The sequence below is a fragment of the Cytobacillus horneckiae genome (genome assembly GCF_002835735.1).
Taxonomy (GTDB): domain Bacteria; phylum Bacillota; class Bacilli; order Bacillales; family Cytobacillaceae; genus Cytobacillus; species Cytobacillus horneckiae.
The window spans coordinates 1-21,900 of sequence record NZ_PISD01000028.1; the positions used below are offsets into that span (position 1 = coordinate 1).

Annotated in this window: 24 protein-coding genes and 1 pseudogene; 9 read left to right on the forward strand and 16 right to left on the reverse strand. The window is 38.2% G+C overall.

What is annotated here, in order from left to right:
* Positions 1–144: 144 nt before the first annotated feature.
* The 4 genes from CWS20_RS13015 to CWS20_RS13030 all read right to left on the reverse strand — a co-directional run bounded on the left by CWS20_RS13015 (position 145) and on the right by CWS20_RS13030 (position 1,903).
* Positions 145–861 (reverse strand): GntR family transcriptional regulator, encoded by a 717-nt coding sequence (locus tag CWS20_RS13015; RefSeq protein WP_066193465.1) that lies wholly within the window; start codon positions 859–861, stop codon positions 145–147.
* Positions 862–975: 114 nt separating this feature from the next.
* The gene (locus CWS20_RS13020; RefSeq protein ID WP_083957261.1) at positions 976–1,338 is read right to left on the reverse strand and encodes a hypothetical protein; all 363 of its coding nucleotides are present in this window, start codon (positions 1,336–1,338) and stop codon (positions 976–978) included.
* Positions 1,339–1,395: 57 nt separating this feature from the next.
* Complete coding sequence (locus CWS20_RS13025; RefSeq protein ID WP_158237005.1) at positions 1,396–1,599, reverse strand: nucleotidyltransferase domain-containing protein; 204 nt, start codon at positions 1,597–1,599, stop codon at positions 1,396–1,398.
* A 25-nt stretch (positions 1,600–1,624) separates the two neighbouring features.
* A complete protein-coding gene (locus CWS20_RS13030; RefSeq protein WP_241504180.1) occupies positions 1,625–1,903 on the reverse strand; it encodes a hypothetical protein in 279 nt (92 codons plus the stop codon).
* A 336-nt stretch (positions 1,904–2,239) separates the two neighbouring features.
* Here CWS20_RS13030 and CWS20_RS13035 point away from each other — a divergent pair, with 336 nt between their 5' ends.
* The gene (locus CWS20_RS13035; RefSeq protein WP_083957259.1) at positions 2,240–3,556 is read left to right on the forward strand and encodes an alkaline phosphatase; all 1,317 of its coding nucleotides are present in this window, start codon (positions 2,240–2,242) and stop codon (positions 3,554–3,556) included.
* A gap of 90 nt (positions 3,557–3,646) precedes the next feature.
* Here CWS20_RS13035 and CWS20_RS29190 read toward each other — a convergent pair whose 3' ends face one another.
* The 3 genes and pseudogenes from CWS20_RS29190 to CWS20_RS28470 form a co-directional block, all read right to left on the reverse strand.
* Positions 3,647–3,793, reverse strand: coding sequence for a BBE domain-containing protein (locus CWS20_RS29190; RefSeq protein WP_083957258.1), 147 nt, complete (start codon positions 3,791–3,793; stop codon positions 3,647–3,649).
* Positions 3,757–3,906, reverse strand: a pseudogene (locus CWS20_RS13045) (FAD-binding oxidoreductase); the annotation flags it as partial. The gene CWS20_RS29190 and the pseudogene CWS20_RS13045, both read right to left, overlap by 37 nt.
* 224 nt (positions 3,907–4,130) lie before the next feature.
* Complete coding sequence (locus tag CWS20_RS28470; RefSeq protein WP_241504182.1) at positions 4,131–5,414, reverse strand: globin-coupled sensor protein; 1,284 nt, start codon at positions 5,412–5,414, stop codon at positions 4,131–4,133.
* Between the two features lie 584 nt (positions 5,415–5,998).
* Between CWS20_RS28470 and CWS20_RS13055 the strand changes: the two genes are divergently transcribed.
* A complete protein-coding gene (locus tag CWS20_RS13055) occupies positions 5,999–7,063 on the forward strand; it encodes a M14 family zinc carboxypeptidase (protein WP_066193460.1) in 1,065 nt (354 codons plus the stop codon).
* 266 nt (positions 7,064–7,329) lie between these two features.
* Here CWS20_RS13055 and CWS20_RS13060 read toward each other — a convergent pair whose 3' ends face one another.
* The 6 genes from CWS20_RS13060 to CWS20_RS13085 form a co-directional block, all read right to left on the reverse strand.
* Positions 7,330–7,755, reverse strand: coding sequence for an SRPBCC family protein (locus CWS20_RS13060; RefSeq protein ID WP_066194286.1), 426 nt, complete (start codon positions 7,753–7,755; stop codon positions 7,330–7,332).
* A gap of 219 nt (positions 7,756–7,974) precedes the next feature.
* Positions 7,975–9,624, reverse strand: a complete 1,650-nt coding sequence (locus CWS20_RS13065) for an SLC13 family permease (protein ID WP_066193458.1) — start codon at positions 9,622–9,624, stop codon at positions 7,975–7,977.
* A 177-nt stretch (positions 9,625–9,801) separates the two neighbouring features.
* Positions 9,802–10,128: a DUF3870 domain-containing protein gene (locus CWS20_RS13070; protein ID WP_066193456.1), complete on the reverse strand. Its 327-nt coding sequence runs from the start codon at positions 10,126–10,128 to the stop codon at positions 9,802–9,804.
* Positions 10,129–10,207: 79 nt separating this feature from the next.
* The gene (locus CWS20_RS13075) at positions 10,208–11,323 is read right to left on the reverse strand and encodes a muconate cycloisomerase family protein (RefSeq protein WP_066193455.1); all 1,116 of its coding nucleotides are present in this window, start codon (positions 11,321–11,323) and stop codon (positions 10,208–10,210) included.
* 247 nt (positions 11,324–11,570) lie between these two features.
* Complete coding sequence (locus CWS20_RS13080; protein WP_066193453.1) at positions 11,571–12,353, reverse strand: dioxygenase family protein; 783 nt, start codon at positions 12,351–12,353, stop codon at positions 11,571–11,573.
* A gap of 292 nt (positions 12,354–12,645) precedes the next feature.
* Positions 12,646–13,020, reverse strand: coding sequence for an SLAP domain-containing protein (locus CWS20_RS13085; protein ID WP_066193450.1), 375 nt, complete (start codon positions 13,018–13,020; stop codon positions 12,646–12,648).
* Positions 13,021–13,405: 385 nt separating this feature from the next.
* On the opposite strand from CWS20_RS13085, the gene CWS20_RS13090 reads away from it, so the two are divergent.
* From CWS20_RS13090 to CWS20_RS13115, 6 genes are read left to right on the forward strand one after another with little or no spacing between them, the layout of a single operon-like run.
* Complete coding sequence (locus tag CWS20_RS13090) at positions 13,406–13,780, forward strand: YwqH-like family protein (protein WP_066193448.1); 375 nt, start codon at positions 13,406–13,408, stop codon at positions 13,778–13,780.
* Between the two features lie 23 nt (positions 13,781–13,803).
* Entirely contained in the window at positions 13,804–14,076 is a 273-nt protein-coding gene (locus tag CWS20_RS13095) for a DUF5344 family protein (protein WP_066193445.1), read from the forward strand.
* Positions 14,077–14,089: 13 nt separating this feature from the next.
* Positions 14,090–15,643, forward strand: a complete 1,554-nt coding sequence (locus tag CWS20_RS13100; RefSeq protein WP_066193443.1) for an LXG domain-containing protein — start codon at positions 14,090–14,092, stop codon at positions 15,641–15,643.
* 15 nt (positions 15,644–15,658) lie between these two features.
* A complete protein-coding gene (locus CWS20_RS13105) occupies positions 15,659–16,504 on the forward strand; it encodes a hypothetical protein (protein WP_066193441.1) in 846 nt (281 codons plus the stop codon).
* Complete coding sequence (locus CWS20_RS13110) at positions 16,501–16,959, forward strand: DUF5085 family protein (protein ID WP_066193439.1); 459 nt, start codon at positions 16,501–16,503, stop codon at positions 16,957–16,959. The genes CWS20_RS13105 and CWS20_RS13110 overlap by 4 nt, the downstream gene beginning before the upstream one ends.
* On the forward strand, positions 16,952–17,398 hold the full coding sequence (locus CWS20_RS13115) for a DUF5085 family protein (RefSeq protein ID WP_066193437.1): 447 nt from the start codon (positions 16,952–16,954) through the stop codon (positions 17,396–17,398). Before CWS20_RS13110 ends, CWS20_RS13115 begins: the two co-directional genes overlap by 8 nt.
* A 771-nt stretch (positions 17,399–18,169) precedes the next feature.
* Here CWS20_RS13115 and dmpG read toward each other — a convergent pair.
* The 3 genes from dmpG to CWS20_RS13135 are packed head-to-tail and all read right to left on the reverse strand — an operon-like array spanning position 18,170 to position 20,878.
* Entirely contained in the window at positions 18,170–19,192 is a 1,023-nt protein-coding gene (gene dmpG / locus CWS20_RS13125) for a 4-hydroxy-2-oxovalerate aldolase (protein ID WP_066193433.1), read from the reverse strand.
* Between the two features lie 24 nt (positions 19,193–19,216).
* Entirely contained in the window at positions 19,217–20,092 is an 876-nt protein-coding gene (locus CWS20_RS13130) for an acetaldehyde dehydrogenase (acetylating) (RefSeq protein ID WP_066193430.1), read from the reverse strand.
* A gap of 12 nt (positions 20,093–20,104) precedes the next feature.
* The gene (locus CWS20_RS13135; protein WP_066193428.1) at positions 20,105–20,878 is read right to left on the reverse strand and encodes an IclR family transcriptional regulator; all 774 of its coding nucleotides are present in this window, start codon (positions 20,876–20,878) and stop codon (positions 20,105–20,107) included.
* A gap of 299 nt (positions 20,879–21,177) precedes the next feature.
* Between CWS20_RS13135 and CWS20_RS13140 the strand changes: the two genes are divergently transcribed.
* Complete coding sequence (locus CWS20_RS13140) at positions 21,178–21,801, forward strand: acyltransferase (RefSeq protein ID WP_066193426.1); 624 nt, start codon at positions 21,178–21,180, stop codon at positions 21,799–21,801.
* Positions 21,802–21,900: the final 99 nt, after the last annotated feature.

The following is a 21,900-nucleotide window of genomic DNA, read 5'->3' on the forward strand; positions in this document are numbered from 1 at the left end:
AAAATTGAATAATTAAATATTAAATGATAACACTATAAATTGTCAACAACTTATAATACTAAGTATTATTTTTTGTACAAACAAAGATGTCTATTTAAAAGAAATTGAACAACTTTTCTTTTAAATAGACATCTTTTTCACCCGTTAGTATCGATAATATGAATGATACTTCCATGTCTTAGTATTTATATGGAATATATTTAAATCAATAGGGACTTTATTTTCATCATATGATATTCTCGTACCTTTCAACACTGCTGATGAATCTGGTATCTGTAAGGCTCCTGCTACATAAGGATCTGCAATGACTGCCTCAATCTCATCTTCTACTTCTAAAATATCTATATTTTTCTTTTCTTTTAATAGTTGTTGGACCGATGAGAAAGAAGTATTCTCCATATAATCTTTTAGCGGAATAAGCGGCCTCAAATAATGTTCTAAATAAAACATTGGCTGATTATTCAAGTACCTGATTCTTTTCAAGTAAATGAGATTCTCTTCCTCGTCTACTTCAAGAAGCTTGGCAAATAGAGGATTTTTTACCACTTTTCCTTCGATGGTTCTTACTGATATTTTTTCCCACTCATTAGAATAATGATTTCTAAATCCGGACATGCTTGTCCATGATTCCTTTGGCTGTCTATTGGATACGAACGATCCTTTTCCTTGAACTCTGTATATAATTCCGTTATTTTCAAGCTGCTTTAATGCCTGTCTTACTGGTGTCCTGCTCACAGTGAACAACTTCTCCAATTCCATTTCAGAGGGCAATATTTCTCCTACTTTATAAAGACCGTCATCAATCTTTTGTTTTATTACATTATATATTTTTTGATAAGCCGGGGTTGTTTGTATAGCCATTCTTCCTCTCTTTTCCTTTTTTTATCTATAATAACGCAAATTAATACTATGCACAATAACTTATAATACTAAGTGTTAATATATGTGATTTTCATTAATATCCTAGGAAACTAATCATTCATAACGTTTCATTTCTATTCTATCGCACCATCTATGCCCTGCAGGAAACTGCTTAGCTAACGCTTTCTTCAGCCACAACCGTTCTGAGATTGCTAGTTTCCAAATTACATTCTTCAAATCCGTCTCATCCTTCTCCCTCAAAACCGAACTCCCGCCTTTATAAAGAAGTTGAATCTCAGGTCTTAAATAAGGAATTCCTTCAGGCGACAACATTCCTATTTCGTTTACAAATTTACGAACCGTTTTTTCACGCTTATATACCCAGTAATCACCATCTGTCTCTAATAGCATAACTTGATAAGACCAAACTTTTTCTCCTTTTTTCCGCACCCAGAGGTTATCGTACTTTGAATGCAAAAACTCATCTGATCTCCATCGGATTAATTCTCCTTTATGTGCTTTGAACAATTCCCATTATGGATGTAAAAATTGCTGCAATATTTTATTATCACGTTGGAGAATCACAATATCGATATCATCATGCTGCCTTGTTTGCTTCCTAAGATAAAGGTCAAGCGCCCATCCGCCTGCAATCCACCATTTTAGCGGGATTGGAGCGAATATAGTGCCTATTTTATTAATAGACAATGGCTGCCATACTTCCGGTTTATTTTTCATACAACCTCCTGAATCATCAATATACTCACAGTTCATCCGGTTCTGCCAGCCCCTTCTGCTCTGTATTTGTCTTTTTCAATCTTTGGTCATCTAATGCACCGAAAAAATCATTTAATAGACGAGCGTATAGCTTTGATTTTCTTGGCACGTTATATAATTCTTGGTTGCCGTCAAATTTCATTTGGAGGGTGCCTGTTTCCGTATTAAGCCAAAATCTATAGCTGCCTTCTTTGTATACATGTTTACTGTTTTTCATTGGATTCACCGCTTCCTTCATTAATCTTGTATATCTTTCTATCTCCACAGTCGCATCCCTTCTAAACTGATAAAAAATGGTTACTTTCCATCCGAATATATATTAATAGTGTAGAAATTGTAAATTATTGAATTTATGTAAATTTCACTTTGCACTCAAAGTTAGGCCGAAAGTTTCACTATGATAATAAATGTTATGGTAGATTTTCTTTTTCTCTATAAAACAATGTTTAAATTAGGTAGTTATTCATATAAAAAAAATGACTATTGATGTAATTTCACCTTTTCTTCCTCCATTTACAGATTGTTCACCTCCGCTTTAAATTGGCTTAATCCTCTTCTTCTATATTTAGAATGTAAAACATAGTCGAGGAGGTAATAAAAGATGTTCAAGAAATCTATCAAAAAGAAGCTGCTCTCGTTCGCTTTAGTATCTACCATTGCTGTTGGCGGTGTTGCCGGAAGCTTATCTGCTCCTGAAGCAGAGGCAAAGTCCATACCTAATAAAGGAAAAGCCAAAAATGTTATTTTTATGATACCAGATGGCTATTCCACTTCTTATGCAACAAACTACCGCTGGTATAAAGGAGAAGAAACAGTGTTAGATTCCATGCTGGTTGGAATGCAGCGTACATATTCAGCTAACTCAAAGGTAACTGACTCAGCTGCTGCTGGAACGGCAATGGCTACCGGTGTAAAAACAAATAACGGCATGATCAGCACCTCACCTGATGGCAAAGATTTAGAAACCGTGCTTGAAGCTGCGGAGAAAAATGGAAAATCATCAGGATTAGTGGCAACATCAACGATTACCCATGCAACGCCTGCCGTATTTGCTTCACATGTAGCTTCTCGTGCAGACGAAGCGGAAATTGCTCCTCAATTGTTGGATAATGATGTAGATGTCATTCTTGGTGGCGGTAAAAATTACTTCCCTGAAACATTATTAAATGATGCAAAAAAGGATGGCTATAAATACGTTTCAAATAAAAATGAGCTGAAAAACACGAAAAAAACGAACAAGCTTATCGGCTTATTTGCTGACGAAGGCATGGCGCCTGAATTAGATCGCGATGAAACAAATCAGCCAAGTCTTGCAGATATGACTAAATCTGCATTAGATGTATTAAAAAGAGATAAAAACGGCTTCTTCCTAATGGTTGAAGGCAGCCAAATTGACTGGGCTGGTCATGATAATGATGCAGCTTGGGCAATGAAGGATAGTGAAGCTTTCGAGGATGCAGTCGCTGAAGCAGTTAAGTTTGCTAAGAAGGATGGCAATACTCTAGTTGTTGTTACTGGCGATCATGACACTGGCGGAATGTCTGTTGGCGGATATGGAAAAGGTGATGCAAACCCAGAAATCCTTCGTAATGTAACCGCTACTGGAGACTATATGGCAAACGAACTGAACAAAAAACGCAGCAATGTTAAAAAGGTAGTTAAGAAATATACTTCTTTAGACTTAACGAATGATGAAGCCAATAGGATTAAATTAGCTGAAAATCCATCAATGGAAATTAACAAGGTCATATCAGAACGAGCGCTAGTCGGCTGGACAAGTACTGGGCATACTGGTACAGATGTGCCTTTATATGCATACGGGCCAGGCTCTGATCTTTTTGCTGGCTTGCACGAAAACACTGACTTGCCAGTGATGATTGCTAAGGCGATGAAAGTGAAGTTTAAACCAGGGAAATAAATAAAGATCGAAAGGAGCGGTTATGCTCCTTTCGTTTTTTTTGAAAAGGTGGCACAAAACTTCACTTCTGCTGTAATGCTAAATCCATTTTTAAAAAGATGGAATGCTCTGTGGAAATTCAAATAGATCCGTAAGGTCGTATTTTGTTTTTATTTCACGAAGCCGCTTAAAGTTTTCTCCATAATAGGCGGTAGGCCAATCTTCAAAGCATTTAAAATATCCCTTGTATCCTGGCAAAACACGATGATTCTAGGGAATTTGGGAACACTTAAATTTTTGTTAACTCTTGCCTGCTCATATTCGGAATCATCAGGTGTTACAATTCGTCCTGTAAGTTTAGTCTTTTCCAACTATATAACTCCTTTCTCAGATAGAGTGAGAAGTGTTATATCGTATGATACCCTATGGGAAAAGACACATATTGTCTGAAACGTTCTGCATATTTTTTGTAATTTCCCGCAAAACAAAAAGGCTACTCGCAAGTCTAAAAAGACAAACAAACAACCCTAAGATGACAAAAATACTAATATCCAGTTACCCGCGCTTTTAGCTGGAGCAAATGAGGCAAACTCATTCAGACAATATTGGATGCTTCTATCAAATGTTCAGAAGAAGAAGCTACATCATCAGTTGCTCTACCAATTTGCTCAATCACAATGGTTAAGTTCTCCATTTGGCTTTGTGCTTCCTGTGTACGATTTAAACTTACACAGGAAGCATCATATATACTGTCTAACATTCCATCTGTTTTCGCTGCTTTTAATTTTCCTTCACGGATATCATGGTTAATCTCTTTAATCGATGAAATGACAAGTTCTGAATAAGATCTTGATGTATTAATAAGCTGCATAATATCGCTAATGGAGGCTTTAGTTTGTTCCGCTAATTTTTTTACCTCTTGCGAAACAACTGCAAACCCATTTCCATGTTCACCGGCTCTTGCTGCCTCAATAGCTGAATTTAATGCTAATAAATTCGTTTGATCAGCGATGTTTTGTACAATTTCCACTACCTTTAATATTTCAACGGATGATTGCTTAAGCTGCTCAACTGTCTGCTCCATTTGATCATTATTATCAACAACGGCCTCAATCGTTTCCAATAAGGAAAACATCTCTTCTTTTCCCCGACTTACTTGCTCTTTAGTCTCATTTGACACTTCATTGCTCAGCCCAACCAGCCTATAAACCTGTTTACTGCTGTCAATTAATTCTTTGACAGATTGATTCGTTTCATTTGATAATGCTACAAGCTCTGAACTGATGACGATAATCTTTTCTTTAACTTCCTTTTTGACCTTTTCATACTGATTTTCAAGTTGTCTCTGATTCTCTTTTTCGTATTGCTCCAGCACAATTTGCTGTTCTAAATTCATTATTTTCGAAACCGCTTTCAGCTTATCATACACTTCATCTTTTGTACTGCTATTCTCGTTGATTAGTTTCATTAGTGATTCTAGCAAGTCTTGAAAAGCACCCATATACCATTCCGGCCTCAGACCAATACGGTAATGAACTTTAGCTACCTTTAATCTTTTCTCAAAAAAACGATCATCAATTTTCCCGCTGAAAAGGTCAATTATATGGTCCTTCAGCGTTGTCCTTAGCCGATCTACTGTACTTTGGTCATGAATAATTTTCTCAAGCTCAGGAACTTGAAAGATCGTGCTGTAAAAAGAATCTACAATGAGTAAAATATTTTGCTTTACCAACGTTTGCAGACTGGCGATAATTTGAAGTTCTTCCACATTAATATCAAGCATTTTTATCTTTGCTGCTAGCGATGGATGAGTTGTAATTAATTCTACATTGAATTCATTTACTAACTCGTTAAATGAGCTTTCTTTCATTTTAAACATCTTAAACACTTATCATACCCCCAAGGTTATATATTTTATTTAACATACGTAAAACTCTTACATAGTTATATTCAACCATTACTTAATACCTAAAATAAAGATATTTTAAACTATTAAACACAATTTTTCATTTATTCAATAGAATTAATACCAATTGATAGAACAATTATTAACCTCTTTTAATACTAATAGGACCATAATTATTACTCTTACGCTCTCTGTTTTGCTCTGCTTCAGGAGAATAATTTCGCGTTATCGCCTGAAATTTTCGGTTTTGTTCAGCTTATTATTCACCCGAAGTTCTCGGTTCTGTTCTACTTCAAATTGTTTTTTAATCTTCCGAAATAATCAAAAGCCTCACAGGAAATTTCGTTCTAGCTCTATTTATCCGATTTCTTTTCTATAAATATTGCTTTCACATATTTCATTTAAAAACTCAGCAGGATAGTCCTCTAGAAGTTCCAATTTTTCACGAAATTTTTGTCGAAACATTAAGGAAATTAGGCTATTAACTTTAATAGTGTAAATATTTAGAATGATATAGAGATATAGAGAACTAGCTATTATAGAACGGGGGACATGATTTGAATTTAAAAAATAAAGTATTAACCGTTTCTTTGTCAGGATTAATGGTATTCGGGGCTATGGCAGCAGGGTCATCATCTGTAAGCGCTGTCGGCAATGGACCTATGCCAGGGAATGGATCTGTACAAACATCCATTTTGCATACATATGATAGTATGGTAGATTACTTAAAAAAACAGGAAGCCAAACAAAAGCTGATGGAGCTGGAAGTGATTGGACAAACAGTAAAGGGGCGGGATATTTATATGGCAAAATACATCTCCAATCCCGATAACCCTACAATTCTATTTTTAACTCAGCAGCATGGAAACGAACAATTAACGACGGAAGGCGCTCTTGAATATGTCAAGCACCTAGGAACTGGGAAAACAAAGGGCGTTCTTGATCATGTGAATGTGCTGATTATACCGATGCTAAATGCGGATGGAGCAATGGGTGACGTGGATTTTTCATTAGAAGATTACATTGCTGATGGCGACCGCCATTTAACTCGCTATAATGCAAATAATGTCGATTTGAACCGCGAACATGATAAAGATCCAGCGGAAATGGAGCTTGAAGCAAAAGTGCTACATGAGAATGTTTTACAAAAATATGATATCGACTATATGATTGATCTCCACCATCAAGGGGCATTGAGTGAAACAAACGGCGAGCTTGTATCTGGATCCATTCTTTATCCAACAAACGCCCAAGTAAAACCAGAAGTGGTTGAGCGCTCTAAGAAGCTCGGTTCTGTCGTCTACAATACACTTGAACCTAAAGGATGGGGACATATAGGAAAATACAACGGCGGCTCTGGAGCCAATATCGGCAGAAACGGGATCGCAGTACGCTACGATATTGCCACACTTCTATTTGAAATGCGCGGCATGTCCGATCACTATCTTGAGTCATATGTACTTGGGCAAAAAAGCAACGGCTATCTTATTAAGCAAACGATTGAGACATTAGATGCAACCGTTCGTTCCATTTCAACAGAATCAATTGAAAATGCTGACATAAGCTTCTGGAACACACTCCCTACCCAAACAAACAGACAGCAAGAAGAAGCTGATGAATAAAAAACTTTGAGGAGACTCTTTACTAGAGTCCCCTTAAAGTTTTGCGTTTGGAGAGGTGTCCGCCGACTCCTTCGTGAGTGGCAAAACAGTCCCACTATTTTTAGGCGTAGTGCCCAGGGTGTCCTGAATTTCGGGTACTGCTTGCCGACGTAGCGTCTCGATGCTCGTGCATGGTAGGCCTCAGAAAATGCCAAACTTCATCATTTTGATTTTGAAAATAAGTTTCTCGGCAGCCTGAAGAGACTCTCCACTAGAGTCTCCTTTTATCATTTTGTATGAGCGTCAGGTGCTTTATCAAATACTGCATTTAAAATCACATTATGCTCAAGAAGCGCCTTTAGCGCACAAAGGACCATCGTATATCCGCCCATGGAATCAACCGCTTGATTGACAATATCATCCTCATTTCCTTTAAACCCTGAATTTACTATCGTTACAAACGTTTCTTTATTCGTTCTTGAATCAAAAACCCACTCAGTCTTAGTGCTGTCTGAGGACTTGATTAAGATACGCTTATTTAGCTGTAGATCTTCAACATATACCTGGTCTGATACTCCGTACATTTCCCAATCCCATGTTACAAGCTTTTCCGTTTCTAATCTCCCGCTGCTTTTAGTAAACCAAAATTTTGTCGTCACTTCAGGATTCACGAAAGCTTCAAACACCTCTTCAACAGGTCTTCTTATAAGCATTTCTGCTTTGACGATGGGTAAATTTATCACAATTCTCAGCTCCTAATAGCTTTTTAATATTAATGTAGCAAATTAGTTAGATACATTCCATTTATTCTCTAATTAGTGTGCCCTTAAACACTGACATCTAGGTTTACTTGAAATGGAAATGGGGACATGAAGGCTGTATTCAAACTAATAAATGCCTGGTCCCCACGCTGCAGGAACCAGGCACTCGATTTATTTTAATTCACTTGGGAATTCCAACAAATTCAGATCAAAAACAATCGGGAACAAGAAATAAATAAACGTGATGATTAGTATTGTCGCCAGGATCGTAATCCATGTCCCCTTTCTGAGCATATCCATGATAGTCACTTTCCCCGTGCCGAAAATAATCGCTTGCGACGGAGTTCCAATCGGCAGCATGAATGCAAAACCCGCTCCTAAGGCTGCCGCCGCCATTAATGGGAGAGGATGCGCATCAATCGCAAGTGCCAGCGTTGCCGCGATTGGCACAAAAATCGTTGTGATAGCTGTATTCGGTGCGATCTGAGTAATGCCTATCGTTAAAATGGTTGTAATCGACAGAATGAGAATGTATGGCGTTCCTTCAAGCAATAATAATTGGCTGCCAATCCAAGTAGATAAATCCGTTCCACTAAAACCAGCTGCGATGGCGAGTCCTCCACCAACTAGTAACAGAACATCCCATGGCATATGTTTTAATGAATCACTTTCCAATATTCTGCCTCCGTTTTTCTTGGATGCCGGGATCAGATAAAGAAGAATCGCGCCAGTCATGGCAATCATCGTATCACTTATTCCAGGAATAATATCTGTCCAAATAAAAGATCTTGTTAGCCACATAAATGCCGTTAAACTAAATACTATAGAAACAATTTTCTCCTCGTAAGTCATTTTTCCTAACGCTTGCTTTTCATCTAATACAAATTGTCGGCCATGCTCCAATCTTTTTACTTTCATTGGATAGGCGATTTTCGTTAAATAAAAGGCTGCAAAGACAGCTAGGATGAGAATGAGCGGAAATGCGAATAAAAACCATTTAGCAAATGAAATTTCGATGCCGTACATCTCTTTAATCAACCCTGCTAAAATCAAGTTGGGTGGTGTTCCGATGAGCGTCGCACTCCCGCCAATTATGCCTCCGAAACCAATAGAAAAAACGATAGATTTCGTAAACTTCTTATCTTCCTCTAAAGTATAAGTGCCTTCTTTTTTCATCAATTCAACCACTTTGAAAGCGATCGCTGTTCCAATCGGAATCATCATCATTACAGTAGCAACATTTGAAATCCACATAGATAAGAAGCCTGTTGCAAACATAAAGCCGTAAACTAAACCTGAAGTGCTCGTACCGACAAAGCTAATAATTGTTAATGCGATTCGTTCATGAAGCTTCCACTTTTCGAGTGCTAAAGCGATGGCAAACCCGCCTAAAAATAAGAAGATATTCGGGTCCCCATAGCTTGCAGTTGCTTGTGCGCCAGTGATTGTCCCCATTAATGGCAGCAGAACGATTGGCAAGAGTGAAGTGATGCCAAGAGGCATCGCTTCTAAAATCCACCAGGTTGATACCCATAACGTAATGGCTAAAACTGCTCTTCCTTCTTCACTTAATCCTGGAAGCGGCAATAAAAATACGGTCATTAAAAATAATAATGGCCCAAGCAGCAGACCAACGAATTGGCTTTTTGTATAAGCCGGTTTTTCATTCTGTTTATTTCCTCCGTCAGAAACAGCAGCGTCAACACTTTCCTTTGGACTTTCCGTTTTCACCTTTCTTAAACTAGCAAAAGTGATTAAATCTTTCGAACGCTGATGCGATAACCATAATGATTGACTCCATGTACGTAGAGATTTTTCCATTAAAATTCCTCCTTTAAAAGAGCGCTTACATTTATACAAAAAAAGCCCTTTAAAAAGGTGTTTCCATTCAAACGAATGGCTGCACACTTTTTAAAAGGCCAGATGTTTATTAAGGTACATTAAAAGAGGACTTCTCCTAATTGTTAATAAACAGGCAAATATAAGATTAACATCGCTTTATTTATGACTTTTCAAAAAAGTATCCCGATATTTTTGATGAGCAACCTTTAAGGCAACAGTGAGCGCCTGCTGGGAAGGAATAACGCAGTTTGTTTCCACATCGTCAATTAATGCTGATATATCCCGGCTAAAGTCAGTACCAACAATCATCCTTTTTAAATAATCCTTTGCTAAATCAGTCATAAAAGTAGAATCTACATTTACAACAATATGTGTTTGCTTATTCACTTCAAGCATCAGACCGATTTGTTTATTGTTTTCATACATCGGTGTATTTTGCGGTGCTTTTGCATAAGCCGTTATAAAAGCTGTTGCCATTGCCATGATTCAACACCCCTTCAGGAAGTAAGATATCTATCTATCCTCATTCTATCAAAATCTTCCGAATACTGAATGAATGTTTTTAACAATTCCTCGAATAATGCTTTACTTTATCAATATCTATCTCCATACCAAAGCCAGGTCCGTCAGGAATAACAATCTCATAGTTTTCGAATTTCACCTCATTGACGGTTATTTGATCCTTAAATAACATCGGGCCAAACAGCTCAGTTCCAAACTCAAATGCTGGGATTGTCGCATAAACAGACGCACAAACAGCCGTGCCTAAGCTAGATTCAATCATCGTTCCTCCGTATAAGCCAAAGCCTGCGCCTTCCGCAATGGCCGCTACCTTTTTCGTCTCCAGCAATCCTCCATGCTTGCATGGCTTCAGTGCGATACAATTTCCAGAGCGATGTTTAGCAATTTGATAGACTTCATGCACAGAATTCGCCGACTCATCTGCCATAATCGGCACCTTAAATCTTTCAGTTAATCGAGCCATTCCTTCATAATTCCAAGTAGGCAGCGGCTGTTCCACCATTGATACGCCGCCCTCTTGCAACGCCTCAATGCAATAATTGGCCGTCGTCTCATCCCATGCCTGATTGACATCCACTGTGACTCGCGCTTGATCGCCTACTGCAGCAATAATTTTTAATACGTGGTCTACGTTTTTATAAGGATCGCCTTTGCCGATTTTTAATTTGAAAATTTTATGGCGCTTTTGCTGCAAAAACTCTTTTGCTTCTTCAATATCTTTGCCAGTATCTCCGCTCGCTAATGTCCATGCGAGCGGCAATGAATCATGAATTTTTCCTCCCAACAATTCATATGCCGGCACTTCTTTGCCTTTCGCAGCCAAATCAATCATCGCAGCTTCAACAACTGCTTTAGCAAAATGATTGCCTCTAACAGCACTAGAAACTTCAAACATGATTTTAGAAAAATGTTTCGGGTTTTTCCCAATTAAGTGAGGGGTAATATACTGGTCAATATTTGCTTTAATGGCTTCAGGCGTTCCTTCCCCGTAAGAAGCTCCCCCGATTGTAGCCACTTCTGCCCATCCTTCCAGCCCAGCTTCTTCTGTCACGCGCGCCACGACAATCGATTGCTCAACAATCGTGTGCATCGCCAGCTGATGAGGGCGAACGGTAGGGATATCCAATATATAAATATCTACTGAACGTATTTTCATTTTGACAGCTCCTTAGTCTTTTTCATTTTTTGCATAAAAAAGGCCTTTTAAAAATGGCAGATTACATGACAAATAGATGTAATCTCTCATTTTTAAAAGGCCGTTGCGTTTACTAAGGTACATTAAAAACGGTGATTCTTAATAGTTAATAAACAGGCTTTTGTATGCGTTTTTTATATTATGTAATAATTTTCGAATAAATTCAACAGCTTTTTTTGGAGCAGAGGAAAAACCTCTGCCCTCGTCCCTATTCTGGCCTCATAACAAAATTTAATGAAGCTTCCTTATGATCTCCTTTATCCACAAGCTTCGTCATCAGGTCTTCTCTTACCCCCTCAGCCACATCTGTTTCAAGCCACTCATCCCCTTCGAAGAACACTTGAGTAATCAGCGTTTCATAGCCTTCTGCTTCAAACATGATGTGAAGGTGGGCAGGGCGCATTGGATGCTGCTCCATGTAATTTAGAAATTCACCAGTAGGGCCATCGGTCGGAATCGGATAAGGAACCGGGACAATTGTCTTCACAAGGAAATCGCCATTTTCATCCGTATAAAAATGACCGCGCAAATTATATTTTGGCGCATCGGAATCAAACGCCGAGTATGTTGCCGAATGATCGTTATGCCACATTTCTACCTTTGTGTTTGCCAATATCCTTCCGTCTGTACCACTGACATTCCCTTTAAAATACAGCACTTCACCAGCCTCATCCGCCCGCTGCGTCAGCACCATTGGCTGTCCATGCACTTGTTCAATTAATGGAGACCCTTCGATAAAATACGGACCTAATAGTGATGGCTGCGTTCCCGGCTTATCCGTATACATCGCCTGCAAAACATGGGTTTCCAAGAATACGTCTGCATACAGCGGCAGCTCCCCCGTGCGCCCTAAACGGTCCGCCCATTTCACAAAATTTGTGTACTCCTCGTGATTCAGCTTTGCTTCTTGCAAAAACGCCTGAATATGCTTGATGAACAAATTGAATACCTCTTCCACTCTTTCATTCTTTTTCACTGCTTCCTTCTGCATCTGTAATCCCTCCATTTTTCAAATTAACTTTTATGTTAACTTTGTGTTGTTTTTTTATGCCATCCCCCTGTTAGACACAAAGTTATTCCTATTATTAAGCGCTTTCAAAGCTAAACAAAAATGGCTGCCTTAAATACAACTATCAAAAATGATAGTTATCTTTTAAGGCAGCCATTCGTTCACTAGTTGTTATTAAAAAAGGTCGTTTTTTAATAGCTAATGAATAGGCGAAAAGTAATCTATTTAATTTTATTATAAATGAAAATTTAAAATATTCAACAACTTTATTGAATTAGATTTCTAATTTCGCATTTTCATGCAATGGACCTTTTATTATCGTGTTCAATGGAAATATAAATGTCCATGGCATACTTGTATGCGGCTCAATAATCAATGATTTGATTGAAAATTGATGCTCAGCCGCTTTTCCTGCCCTATCATGATAACTAATTTTACGCTCATGAAAGGAAAATGGCTGTTTGGATGTATTATGGACAATTGCTGTTACGAGCAATTCTTGCTTATGATTCCTAGCATGCCATAACGGTGTAAATTCGATTGGCTGATTTTCCATCACAGCCGCCTCAGCGAAACATAACTCAATCAATTTGCGGTCCTTTATAGAAATTGTCTTGTCCCATTTTGGGTGAAAAATTAGTTTTTGCATCCATTCGCACCTCGCTTTATTAATAAATTATAGCAAATTCAGTAAGACAGTCACGAATTTACATAAGCAGGCAAACATCAGCAACTATTTACACCTTATTTTGGAATGTATCGCCTTTATCAAAACTAAAGACCTATATTCCGCCAACTACTTTTTCACTAAATATTTTTGTTAAACGGCTGATGATTTAATGTAAGTTTACAAAACACAAGAAGAAAGACCCGAAAAAATTGCCTGTAAACATCCAAAAGACATTCGAACGAAACCTACTATGACTTTTATACCAATATATACCTCTTTTCCTTTTTTATGGTTTATCACAAAACGCAAAAAGTGTATAATTACAATTATTATCATACTAAGTCACCAGAGTGAGGTGAGCATAATGCAGGAAAATCAAATGTTAATTGCCAGCTTAAATCGTGAAAAGGCTGCCCTTCAATCTCAGATTCAAGCAAATCTGGAAAAGATTCAGCGATTGACACAAGCAAAGACGAACATCGCTCATGAGCAGGGAGAATTTTGGTCGCAAAAAAGGCTGATTTCAGAGCCGGACCTTTCAGCTGCATGGTTAGGGAAGCATGCCAATGAATTTAAGAATATTCGTACGAATATGGAACAATCCTATATGGCAATTAATACTCAGCAGGTAGAGAATATTTTGTCAGACATCGAACAAAAAATAGCTCAATTAGAAAGTATCAATAATGGCTATTCCAATAGTATTGCATCCATCAACTACCAAATTTGTCTATTATAAAGGGAAAGACGGAGGTTAACGTTATGACGGAAATTAAAATTCAGCAGAGTCCTACTGAAGCGGCTTTTAATCAACTCAAGTCCAAGACAGGCGAGCTGAACACAGCAAAACCGGCTGTAAACTTCAATGAATCCAACCTAGAATTCCTTCAGCAATTAGAAAACATTGAAACAACTTATTATCAAATGATTCATCAATACAAAAGCCTCTTATTAAAGGCTGAAGACGCAGCGGCAACAAGCATCGCAGATTTTATCGAATTTGAACAGAGCTTAGGAAGGAATATAATGAAATGAAAGGACCAATCAAATGAAAGTATTAAAAGTTTCTGAGGTTACTAATGGAATTGATACCATCTTAAGCAAAAAGAAAGAAGAGAAAAATCAAGTCCACTCCATTCGCAATGCAATGAATAAAGTGATTAACTTGGATAATGCTTTAAAAGGTGAAGGCGGAACCGCCATTAAAGATAACTTTATGCAGTTACATATCCCAATCCTTCTCTCCCTTGATGAATTTATAGATACGTATACCGAAAAACTCGAGGAAATTAAAAGCATTATAGATTCCTATGAATCAGCTGATGGATTGGTAAGAGAGAGTTTTATCGAGCAGGACGTAAATGCTGGCATAAACAGAATTGAACAACTGACCCATGAAATTGCGGATAATATTAATAGACATTTGAATGCTGTGAACGACCTGGTCAGCCCGGCTCCGATCAGCCTCTCACAATTCGATCAAACGGTCAGCGATTCCAGGCAGCAAGTGAGAAAAACGTTGGAAGGCCTTCAGAAATTGGACGCAAACAGCAAAAAAAGCCTCAAGCCTGCTGACAATGACTTGCAGAAAACGCAGAAGCTGACTAGTAAATTTGAAGGGTTTGCAAAGAATGGCGTCCTATTAAGTGAAAAGGATTTGCAGGAAGTCACAAAATCCATTGATACAAATACACTTGGCAAAATGTTTGAGGATTATGATCTAATCACTTTACTAAGAAACACGACAATCAGCTTTGGCGCAGCAATCATGAATTCTGGTAAACTATTAAAAATAGGAAATCTCAGCTTTAAAATGTTTGATAAGGATGGAAAAGTTTTTATCAAAATCAGAAATAAAAATAATGAGATTCTGAACCTGCGCAATTACGAAAAATACCGAAAGATGCTTCAGGAAAACATGGGCGGCCGCTGGAAATGGAAACGCAATTTTGTTACTGAATTATTAACTAAAGGTGTTCCACTATATGACAATAGATTATTAAAAAGGTTTCGAAGCAGCAGCAACAAATTTATCAATAGCCAATTTGATGATTTATCCAGATATGTACAGCGCATAGAAGATCCCTTTATAAAAGTGGCAGGTACGACCTTCAAAAATGAAATGAAAATTTGGGAAAGCTTTAAAGGGTGGAAAGATGCTTCAAAATTGACCAAATTTGGTAAAGGTGCCGGCATAGCGGGAATTGGTCTAACCGTCTTTGATAATGCAACAAGCAATTTTTACAATGATAAGACAGGCAAATGGGATTATACCAGTGGTGAACAAATTAAAAAGTTTACAGTTGATACGACAGTCGATTTAGGAGCGGGAGCCGCAGCAATGGCCGTAGGAGCAGCAGCGGGTTCAGCCATACTTCCTCCTGCTGGCACCGTTGTCGGAGCTGTTACTGGTGCTGGATTATATTTACTTGCAAATTTAAAACTCTCTATCTTCGATCCGCCAAGAAGTGTTGTACAGGCCACAAAAGACCTAGTTAACAAGGGGGTAGATGTAGGAGGAGATTTGGCTAGTAAAGCGGTAGATGGAATAGGAAATGCAGTTTCAAATGTCGGAAAAAAACTTGATAAGATATTTTGGTAGTTTCAGGAGGCTTATATGTTAAAGCAATGTAAGGAAGAAGATTTTTATCAGCTTAGATCAGTTGCAACTGGCCGGTTGCGTCCAAATAAGGCTTCATCATTTCTATGGACCACATTTTTTATTAGCTTGTTAACGAATGGCATAGTTATCTGGGGGGTTTATGGTACCGATTATCATTTACGACCCTCGTGGCTTCTTTTTGCAAATATTTGTCTAGCGAGTCTAATCATTCAATTGATTATTGCCCTTTTTTATTCGAAAGAGACGATGGCTTATAGATTTCAAAAAGCCCAATCTATATTTTTAAGTATTGCCGCATTTAAAATGTCAATTGACATGTATGCTAGCATGACCATTATTAGTGAAGGGGATATTTACCCGAGTCATATAAAGTCCACTGGATTTGCTTTATTTATGGGTGGATTAATCTATTTAATCATCTCTACACTGCGAGGAATAAAAAGAGTCCAGCAAGGAGAATTCCGTGAAGGCGGTAAAGGATTATATGATTTTAAACAATCAAAAGCTTCTGTTAGCCTCCCTATTATATTCGGTGCTACTATGATGGGTGGATCAATTGCCAGAACACTTTCTAATTCTACTAGTGAATTCGCTCAGGTTGGAGCAGTCTATTTTGGTCTCTTGCTAGCAGTTATTCTTCAATACACAATGGCATTCGCATTGCCAGAGTTTTTTCTACTTACATACTGTAAATTGAAATTTGAATTTTTTCATATACAAATGCCTAGGCGCCCGTTAAAAGAGACACCAAGAGAAACGCTCATGGCAAAAAAACAAGCCCAACAAGTAAAGGCTAGTAAAAAAGGGACTCAAAAAAAGGCAAGGAGTAAGAAAAAATGAAAATAAAAAGAGCTCCTATCGTTTTCCATAATGTACTCAGTACGAAATCAAGATGTAAAACTAATGAATGGTACCTTATAGCGAGGGACTTTAGAAATGCCATTATTAAAAACAACCTTTATAGTACTGGTCCAATCATTTATCAAGTATCAAACTTTGACCAGTCTGAAAATGAAGCCGATTATACATTTTTCACATCTGTAAATATGGAACTTGAAATCGATGCGAATGATAAATATCAATTCTTTAAAAAGTGGACATTTGATGATGGCTTATCACTTAGACATGCGGACATGGATGAGGAAATGGAAGATTCCTATGATTTTCTGAGGGAAGCGGCTAAAAACTATAATCTAACATTAGCTGAACCCTTCTACAATATCTTTTTAGATGTTTATGGCGAAGGAATGATTGACATTTATGCCCCTATCTTAAAGGAGAACAGTCATGATTAATCCTGCTGACTCTATCCGTTTTACAAATGTTGTTTCTAAAAAGTACCGGTTTCACTATGAAAATATCAATGACATCATTAAGCTATTTCTTGAAGAAGTTGTACAGCATAATATTAACATCAAAGGTCCATTATTTTATTCCATCAACAATGTACCAATGGATGAAATGGTGAACGCTGAGTTTTTTATGCCCATTGTAGAGGATACGATAGACGAGAAAAATGATATGTATATACATAGCTATTATGCCATTGAAGATATGGTTTCGATTTGCCTTTATAACCAGCTTGAAAAAAATACAGAAATCGCCTACCACATGCTGCTCGATTATATGAATCAGCATCAACTAAATCAGGCTACTCCCTTCTACCATGTCATTTCAGGCGATGAAACACTGCAATATGTATTCATCAAAGTAGGGGCATCAAAGCTAGCATAAACCAGAAGGACACATCCCCATCTTTGGTATGTGTCCTTCTTTGTTTTCATTTTCGGTTTTCAGAGGAAGCTATATGTTAAAAAATTGTTTTTAATATATATTAATACGAAAGTAGAATTGGTATAAAATGATAAATACTAACTCTAAATTAGAACAACCAGTCAACAAATTTTAGCGTGGACCAAAATTCAAAACAATTGTAGAAAATACTCCAATATATAATGAGTAGTAATTTTTTAGAATGAATGCTATCTATTTTATGCATGTATTAATAAGTTTAATTTTTTTAGTAATTGGACTATATGCTTTTTATAAGTTTTATCAAATGTTTTCTCGTAAAAATAATAGTAAGCATATCTCAAAAGGAAAGAACAAACAGAAAAATTTTGCTAACAAAACAAATAAAAAAAATTGTGTTCCTAGTATTAAAGAGGCATTCATACTTAATTAGTAAACGATGAATGCCAATTACTAAGTTAGATTTATAATCTATTTATCCTTCAATTTCTTCTTTTCTGTAAGCATTTTTATAGCATTCTAAGCTACATGTGAAGTTTTATTATCTATGCTTTTATTTGGACGCACGAGCAGCCATACCAACCCTTCAAAAATACATAACACGACTGCGCACCTTTAATGACTCGACTGTCTAGCTTCTCTCCCGCAGGAGTCAAGTAAACACCTCTCCAAATCCAACTGAAATTTTGTTGCTTTCAATTTGTCTACACTCTAGAAAGAAGGGAAAGTAAATTCCTTCACACTATTTTCTTTTTAGGCGAAAGTTTTTGCTTTTGCTAATTCAGCCGCTACATCAACAATCATATCTTCTTGGCCGCCGACAACTTTTCGCTTGCCTAACTCTATTAAAATATCTCTTGCATCGAGGTTGAATTTAGCTGCAGCACGCTGTGCATGGAGAGCAAAGCTAGAGTATACGCCTGCATAGCCGAGTACAAGGCTTCCTTTTGTAATTTCCTGCGGCACCGGCAGCATCGGTGCGATTACATCCTCTGCCAAGTCCATCATTTTATACAGATCCACACCCGTTTCAATGCCCATGCGCTCTAGCACGGCTACAAGGACTTCGGTTTGCGTATTTCCTGCTCCTGCTCCTAGACAGCGCACACTGCCATCGATCCGCGTCGCACCTTCTTCAATGGCAGCAAGTGTATTCGCCATTGCTAACGATAAATTATTATGTGCATGGAAACCGATTTCAACGCTGAGATGCTGCTTCATCGCGCGAATCCGGGCACGAACCTGATTAGGCAAGAGTGCACCTGCAGAGTCGACGACATACACAATATCTGCCCCATAAGTTTCCATCAGCTTCGCCTGTTCAACGATTTTCTCAGGCTGAGCCGTATGTGACATCATTAAGAAGCCAACTGTTTCCATTCCTAATTCTTTTGCTGCATAAATGTGCTGAGCTGATACATCTGCTTCTGTCACGTGAGTAGCAATCCTGGCCATTTTTGCTCCAAGGCTCGCTGCCTGCTTTAGCTCTTTTACTGTTCCAATGCCAGGAAGCAGCAATACGGCAATTTTAGCTCGGTCAGCAACAGATACTGCCGCTTCAATTAATTCAAATTCATTTGTCTTTGATAAGCCATATTGCAGTGAGGACCCAGCCAATCCATCCCCATGAGCGACTTCAATATACGGCATATTCGCATCATTCAACGCTTTAGCAATGGCTGCTACTTGATCGACAGTATATTGATGCGAAAGAGCATGACTGCCATCACGCAAAGCAACTTCTGTAAGCAGCACTTTATTTTGTTTACTTGTCATTCATTATCCTCTCCTTTTGCTTTTTTAATTTGCAATCAAATTTTTGGCAAACTCCTCAGCCACCTTCACACCAGCTGCTGTCATAATATCAAGGTTTCCGGAATATTTAGGCAAATAGTCGCCTGCCCCTTCCACTTCAATAAAAATAGTCACTTTGTTTCCTTCAAATATCGGCTCCGTACGCAAGCGATAGCCCGGTACATAACTTTGAACCGCTTTTTCCATCTCCTGAATCGATCGTTTAATCGCCTCTTCATCCATTGATTTATCTTCTACCATCGCATAAACCGTGTCTCTCATTAAAATTGGCGGTTCAGCCGGATTTAGTATAATGATGGCTTTACCTTTTTTCGCACCGCCAACAACTTGTATCGCTCTTGATGTTGTTTCCGTAAACTCATCAATATTTGCTCTCGTTCCCGGTCCGGCGCTTTTGCTGGAAATGGTTGCAACGATTTCTGCATATTCTACCGAGCTTACACGGTTCACTGCATGCACCATCGGAATCGTCGCTTGGCCGCCACATGTAATTAAGTTAATATTTGCTGCGTCAATATGGTCGCTTAAGTTGACAGGTGGAACAATCAGCTCACCAACTGCTGCCGGCGTCATATCAATGATTTTCTTACCGGCCTCCTTCAACATCCTCGCATGGCGGAGATGCGCCTTGGCTGAGGTTGCATCAAACACAATATCCGCCAAATCAGGCTTTTCCAAAAATCCGTCAATACCAGTATCTAGCGCTGCATATCCCATTTCCTTCGCCCGGCGCAAACCATCCGATTGCGCATCAATGCCAATTACTGCTGTCAATTCCAATATTTCTGAGCGCCCAAGCTTAATCATCAAATCTGTTCCAATGTTTCCTGAACCTAATATTGCCACTTTCACCTTATTCAACCTAACCCCTCCTTAAGTATTCTCTCTCCTATAGCCAATTGCAGCAGAAATCGCTTCTGCCGCTTCCTTAATTCCTTGTATAATCGCTTGCTGCCTGTCATTGCTAAAACGCACAGTCGGGATCGCACAGCTAATTGAAGCCACGACTTTCCCTTGGTGATTAAATATAGGACTTGCCACACACTTCAATCCAATTTCAATTTCCTCATCATCCATTGCGAATAAATGCCGACGTACTTCGGCAAGCTGCTTCTTCAGCTCCGCCTTATCCACAACCGTTTTGATCGTATATCGTTCCATGGAAAGCTGATCGATAATTTCTTCTCTTTCCTCAGCCGGCAAAAAAGCCAAAATCGCTTTCCCCACCCCTGTACAATGCAGAGGTGCGCGCTTGCCGACCTGTGAATAAATCCGCAAAGAATGCGACCCTTCCAACTTTTCCACATAAACCGCTTCGCCTTGAACATAGGCAACCAGATGAATGGTTTCACCTAGCTGTTCACCCAGCTTCTTAATAACCGGCCTCGAGATGTAAGTAATATCCAATTGGCTACCTACAACATTGCCGAGCTCAAACAGCTTCATTCCCAACTGGTACTTCGCATTCTCACCGCTTTGATAAAGATAACCCTTATAAACAAGCGTTTTAATAATTCCATGAACAGTACTTTTCGAAAGCCCAAGTCCCTCACTGATTTCTTTCACGCTTAACTCTTTTTGCTGCCCAAGAAACAGCTCCATAATTTCAGTCGCTCTCATCACCGACTGAATCAACTTCTCTGACATGATAGCCTCCAGTTATAACATTCGTTATTGTCGAACGATGTTCGTTATTACCACATGATTAAATATTAAAATAATTTAAAATAGTTTGTCAATATATATTCTGAAAAAAGGTGTAAAAAGAAGAAAAGAGACGTTCTGATTATTCCATCTGCCACTTTTATAAAAAAAATGTAAACAAACAGCTATTTTCATAACAGTTTCCTAAAAGTTATTTAAGGTTCTGTAAATTAAACCTTTAAAAGCCAAAACCCATGCTATAATACATTCCAACTTAAAGCGTTATTCTAAGGAGGAGCATTATGATCCTGCAAGAAGAAATTAAAGGCCTTACGACGAAAGTATATGGTAAAAATAATAGATTGGAATTGCATGAGGATGATTATATTTTTAAAAATGCTGACCTGAAAATCACGGGCTCAAACAATGTTATTACGATCGGAAAAGGGTCCAAGCTATCCAATATTCTTATACATATTCGCGGCTCTAATAACGAAATCACGATTGGCGAGAATACCGATTTGATTGGTCATATCCTCTTAAAAGGAAAAAAGCAGAGAATATCGGTTGGAGACCGAACAACCTTTAAACATGTTTATTTATTGTCACAAGAAGGAAAGAACATCGAAATAGGAAAAGACTGCATGTTTTCCTATGACATCGCTGTTCGAACGACAGACGCTCACTCCGTCATAGATTTGGAGACAAACGAAAGAATCAATCAAGCAAAGGAAGTGATCATCGGTGATCACGTTTGGGTAGCAGCAAGCTGCTTAATCTCAAAGGGTGCAGCCATCCCTAATGACTGCATTATTGGTGCCCGATCCGTCGTAACAAAACCTTTTGCAGAAGAACATTGCACCATCGCCGGATCACCAGCTAAGGTGATTAAGACAGGGACGACTTGGTGCAGGGATAGAATTTGAGACAATGCCGCCTGGAGAAATCATTTTTTTGAGATTACAAAGTAGCAATATAATCCTTCTTCATGACCACTCTATATTAATAGATTATTTGAATGGTTA

Bases quoted from the DNA above. Each gene is read 5' to 3' on its own strand.
- CWS20_RS13110 (WP_066193439.1), top strand. From the start codon at position 16,501: ATGAAAATAAAAAGAGCTCCTATCGTTTTCCATAATGTACTCAGTACG.
- CWS20_RS13060 (WP_066194286.1), bottom strand. From the start codon at position 7,755: ATGCTTATAAGAAGACCTGTTGAAGAGGTGTTTGAAGCTTTCGTGAAT.
- CWS20_RS13115 (WP_066193437.1), top strand. From the start codon at position 16,952: ATGATTAATCCTGCTGACTCTATCCGTTTTACAAATGTTGTTTCTAAA.
- CWS20_RS13135 (WP_066193428.1), bottom strand. From the start codon at position 20,878: ATGTCAGAGAAGTTGATTCAGTCGGTGATGAGAGCGACTGAAATTATG.
- CWS20_RS13070 (WP_066193456.1), bottom strand. From the start codon at position 10,128: ATGGCAATGGCAACAGCTTTTATAACGGCTTATGCAAAAGCACCGCAA.
- CWS20_RS13100 (WP_066193443.1), top strand. From the start codon at position 14,090: ATGAAAGTATTAAAAGTTTCTGAGGTTACTAATGGAATTGATACCATC.
- CWS20_RS13035 (WP_083957259.1), top strand. From the start codon at position 2,240: ATGTTCAAGAAATCTATCAAAAAGAAGCTGCTCTCGTTCGCTTTAGTA.
- CWS20_RS13140 (WP_066193426.1), top strand. From the start codon at position 21,178: ATGATCCTGCAAGAAGAAATTAAAGGCCTTACGACGAAAGTATATGGT.
- CWS20_RS13095 (WP_066193445.1), top strand. From the start codon at position 13,804: ATGACGGAAATTAAAATTCAGCAGAGTCCTACTGAAGCGGCTTTTAAT.
- dmpG (WP_066193433.1), bottom strand. From the start codon at position 19,192: ATGACAAGTAAACAAAATAAAGTGCTGCTTACAGAAGTTGCTTTGCGT.
- CWS20_RS28470 (WP_241504182.1), bottom strand. From the start codon at position 5,414: ATGTTTAAAATGAAAGAAAGCTCATTTAACGAGTTAGTAAATGAATTC.
- CWS20_RS13090 (WP_066193448.1), top strand. From the start codon at position 13,406: ATGCAGGAAAATCAAATGTTAATTGCCAGCTTAAATCGTGAAAAGGCT.
- CWS20_RS13025 (WP_158237005.1), bottom strand. From the start codon at position 1,599: ATGAAAAATAAACCGGAAGTATGGCAGCCATTGTCTATTAATAAAATA.
- CWS20_RS13085 (WP_066193450.1), bottom strand. From the start codon at position 13,020: ATGCAAAAACTAATTTTTCACCCAAAATGGGACAAGACAATTTCTATA.
- CWS20_RS13015 (WP_066193465.1), bottom strand. From the start codon at position 861: ATGGCTATACAAACAACCCCGGCTTATCAAAAAATATATAATGTAATA.
- CWS20_RS13105 (WP_066193441.1), top strand. From the start codon at position 15,659: ATGTTAAAGCAATGTAAGGAAGAAGATTTTTATCAGCTTAGATCAGTT.
- CWS20_RS13075 (WP_066193455.1), bottom strand. From the start codon at position 11,323: ATGAAAATACGTTCAGTAGATATTTATATATTGGATATCCCTACCGTT.
- CWS20_RS13065 (WP_066193458.1), bottom strand. From the start codon at position 9,624: ATGGAAAAATCTCTACGTACATGGAGTCAATCATTATGGTTATCGCAT.
- CWS20_RS13080 (WP_066193453.1), bottom strand. From the start codon at position 12,353: ATGCAGAAGGAAGCAGTGAAAAAGAATGAAAGAGTGGAAGAGGTATTC.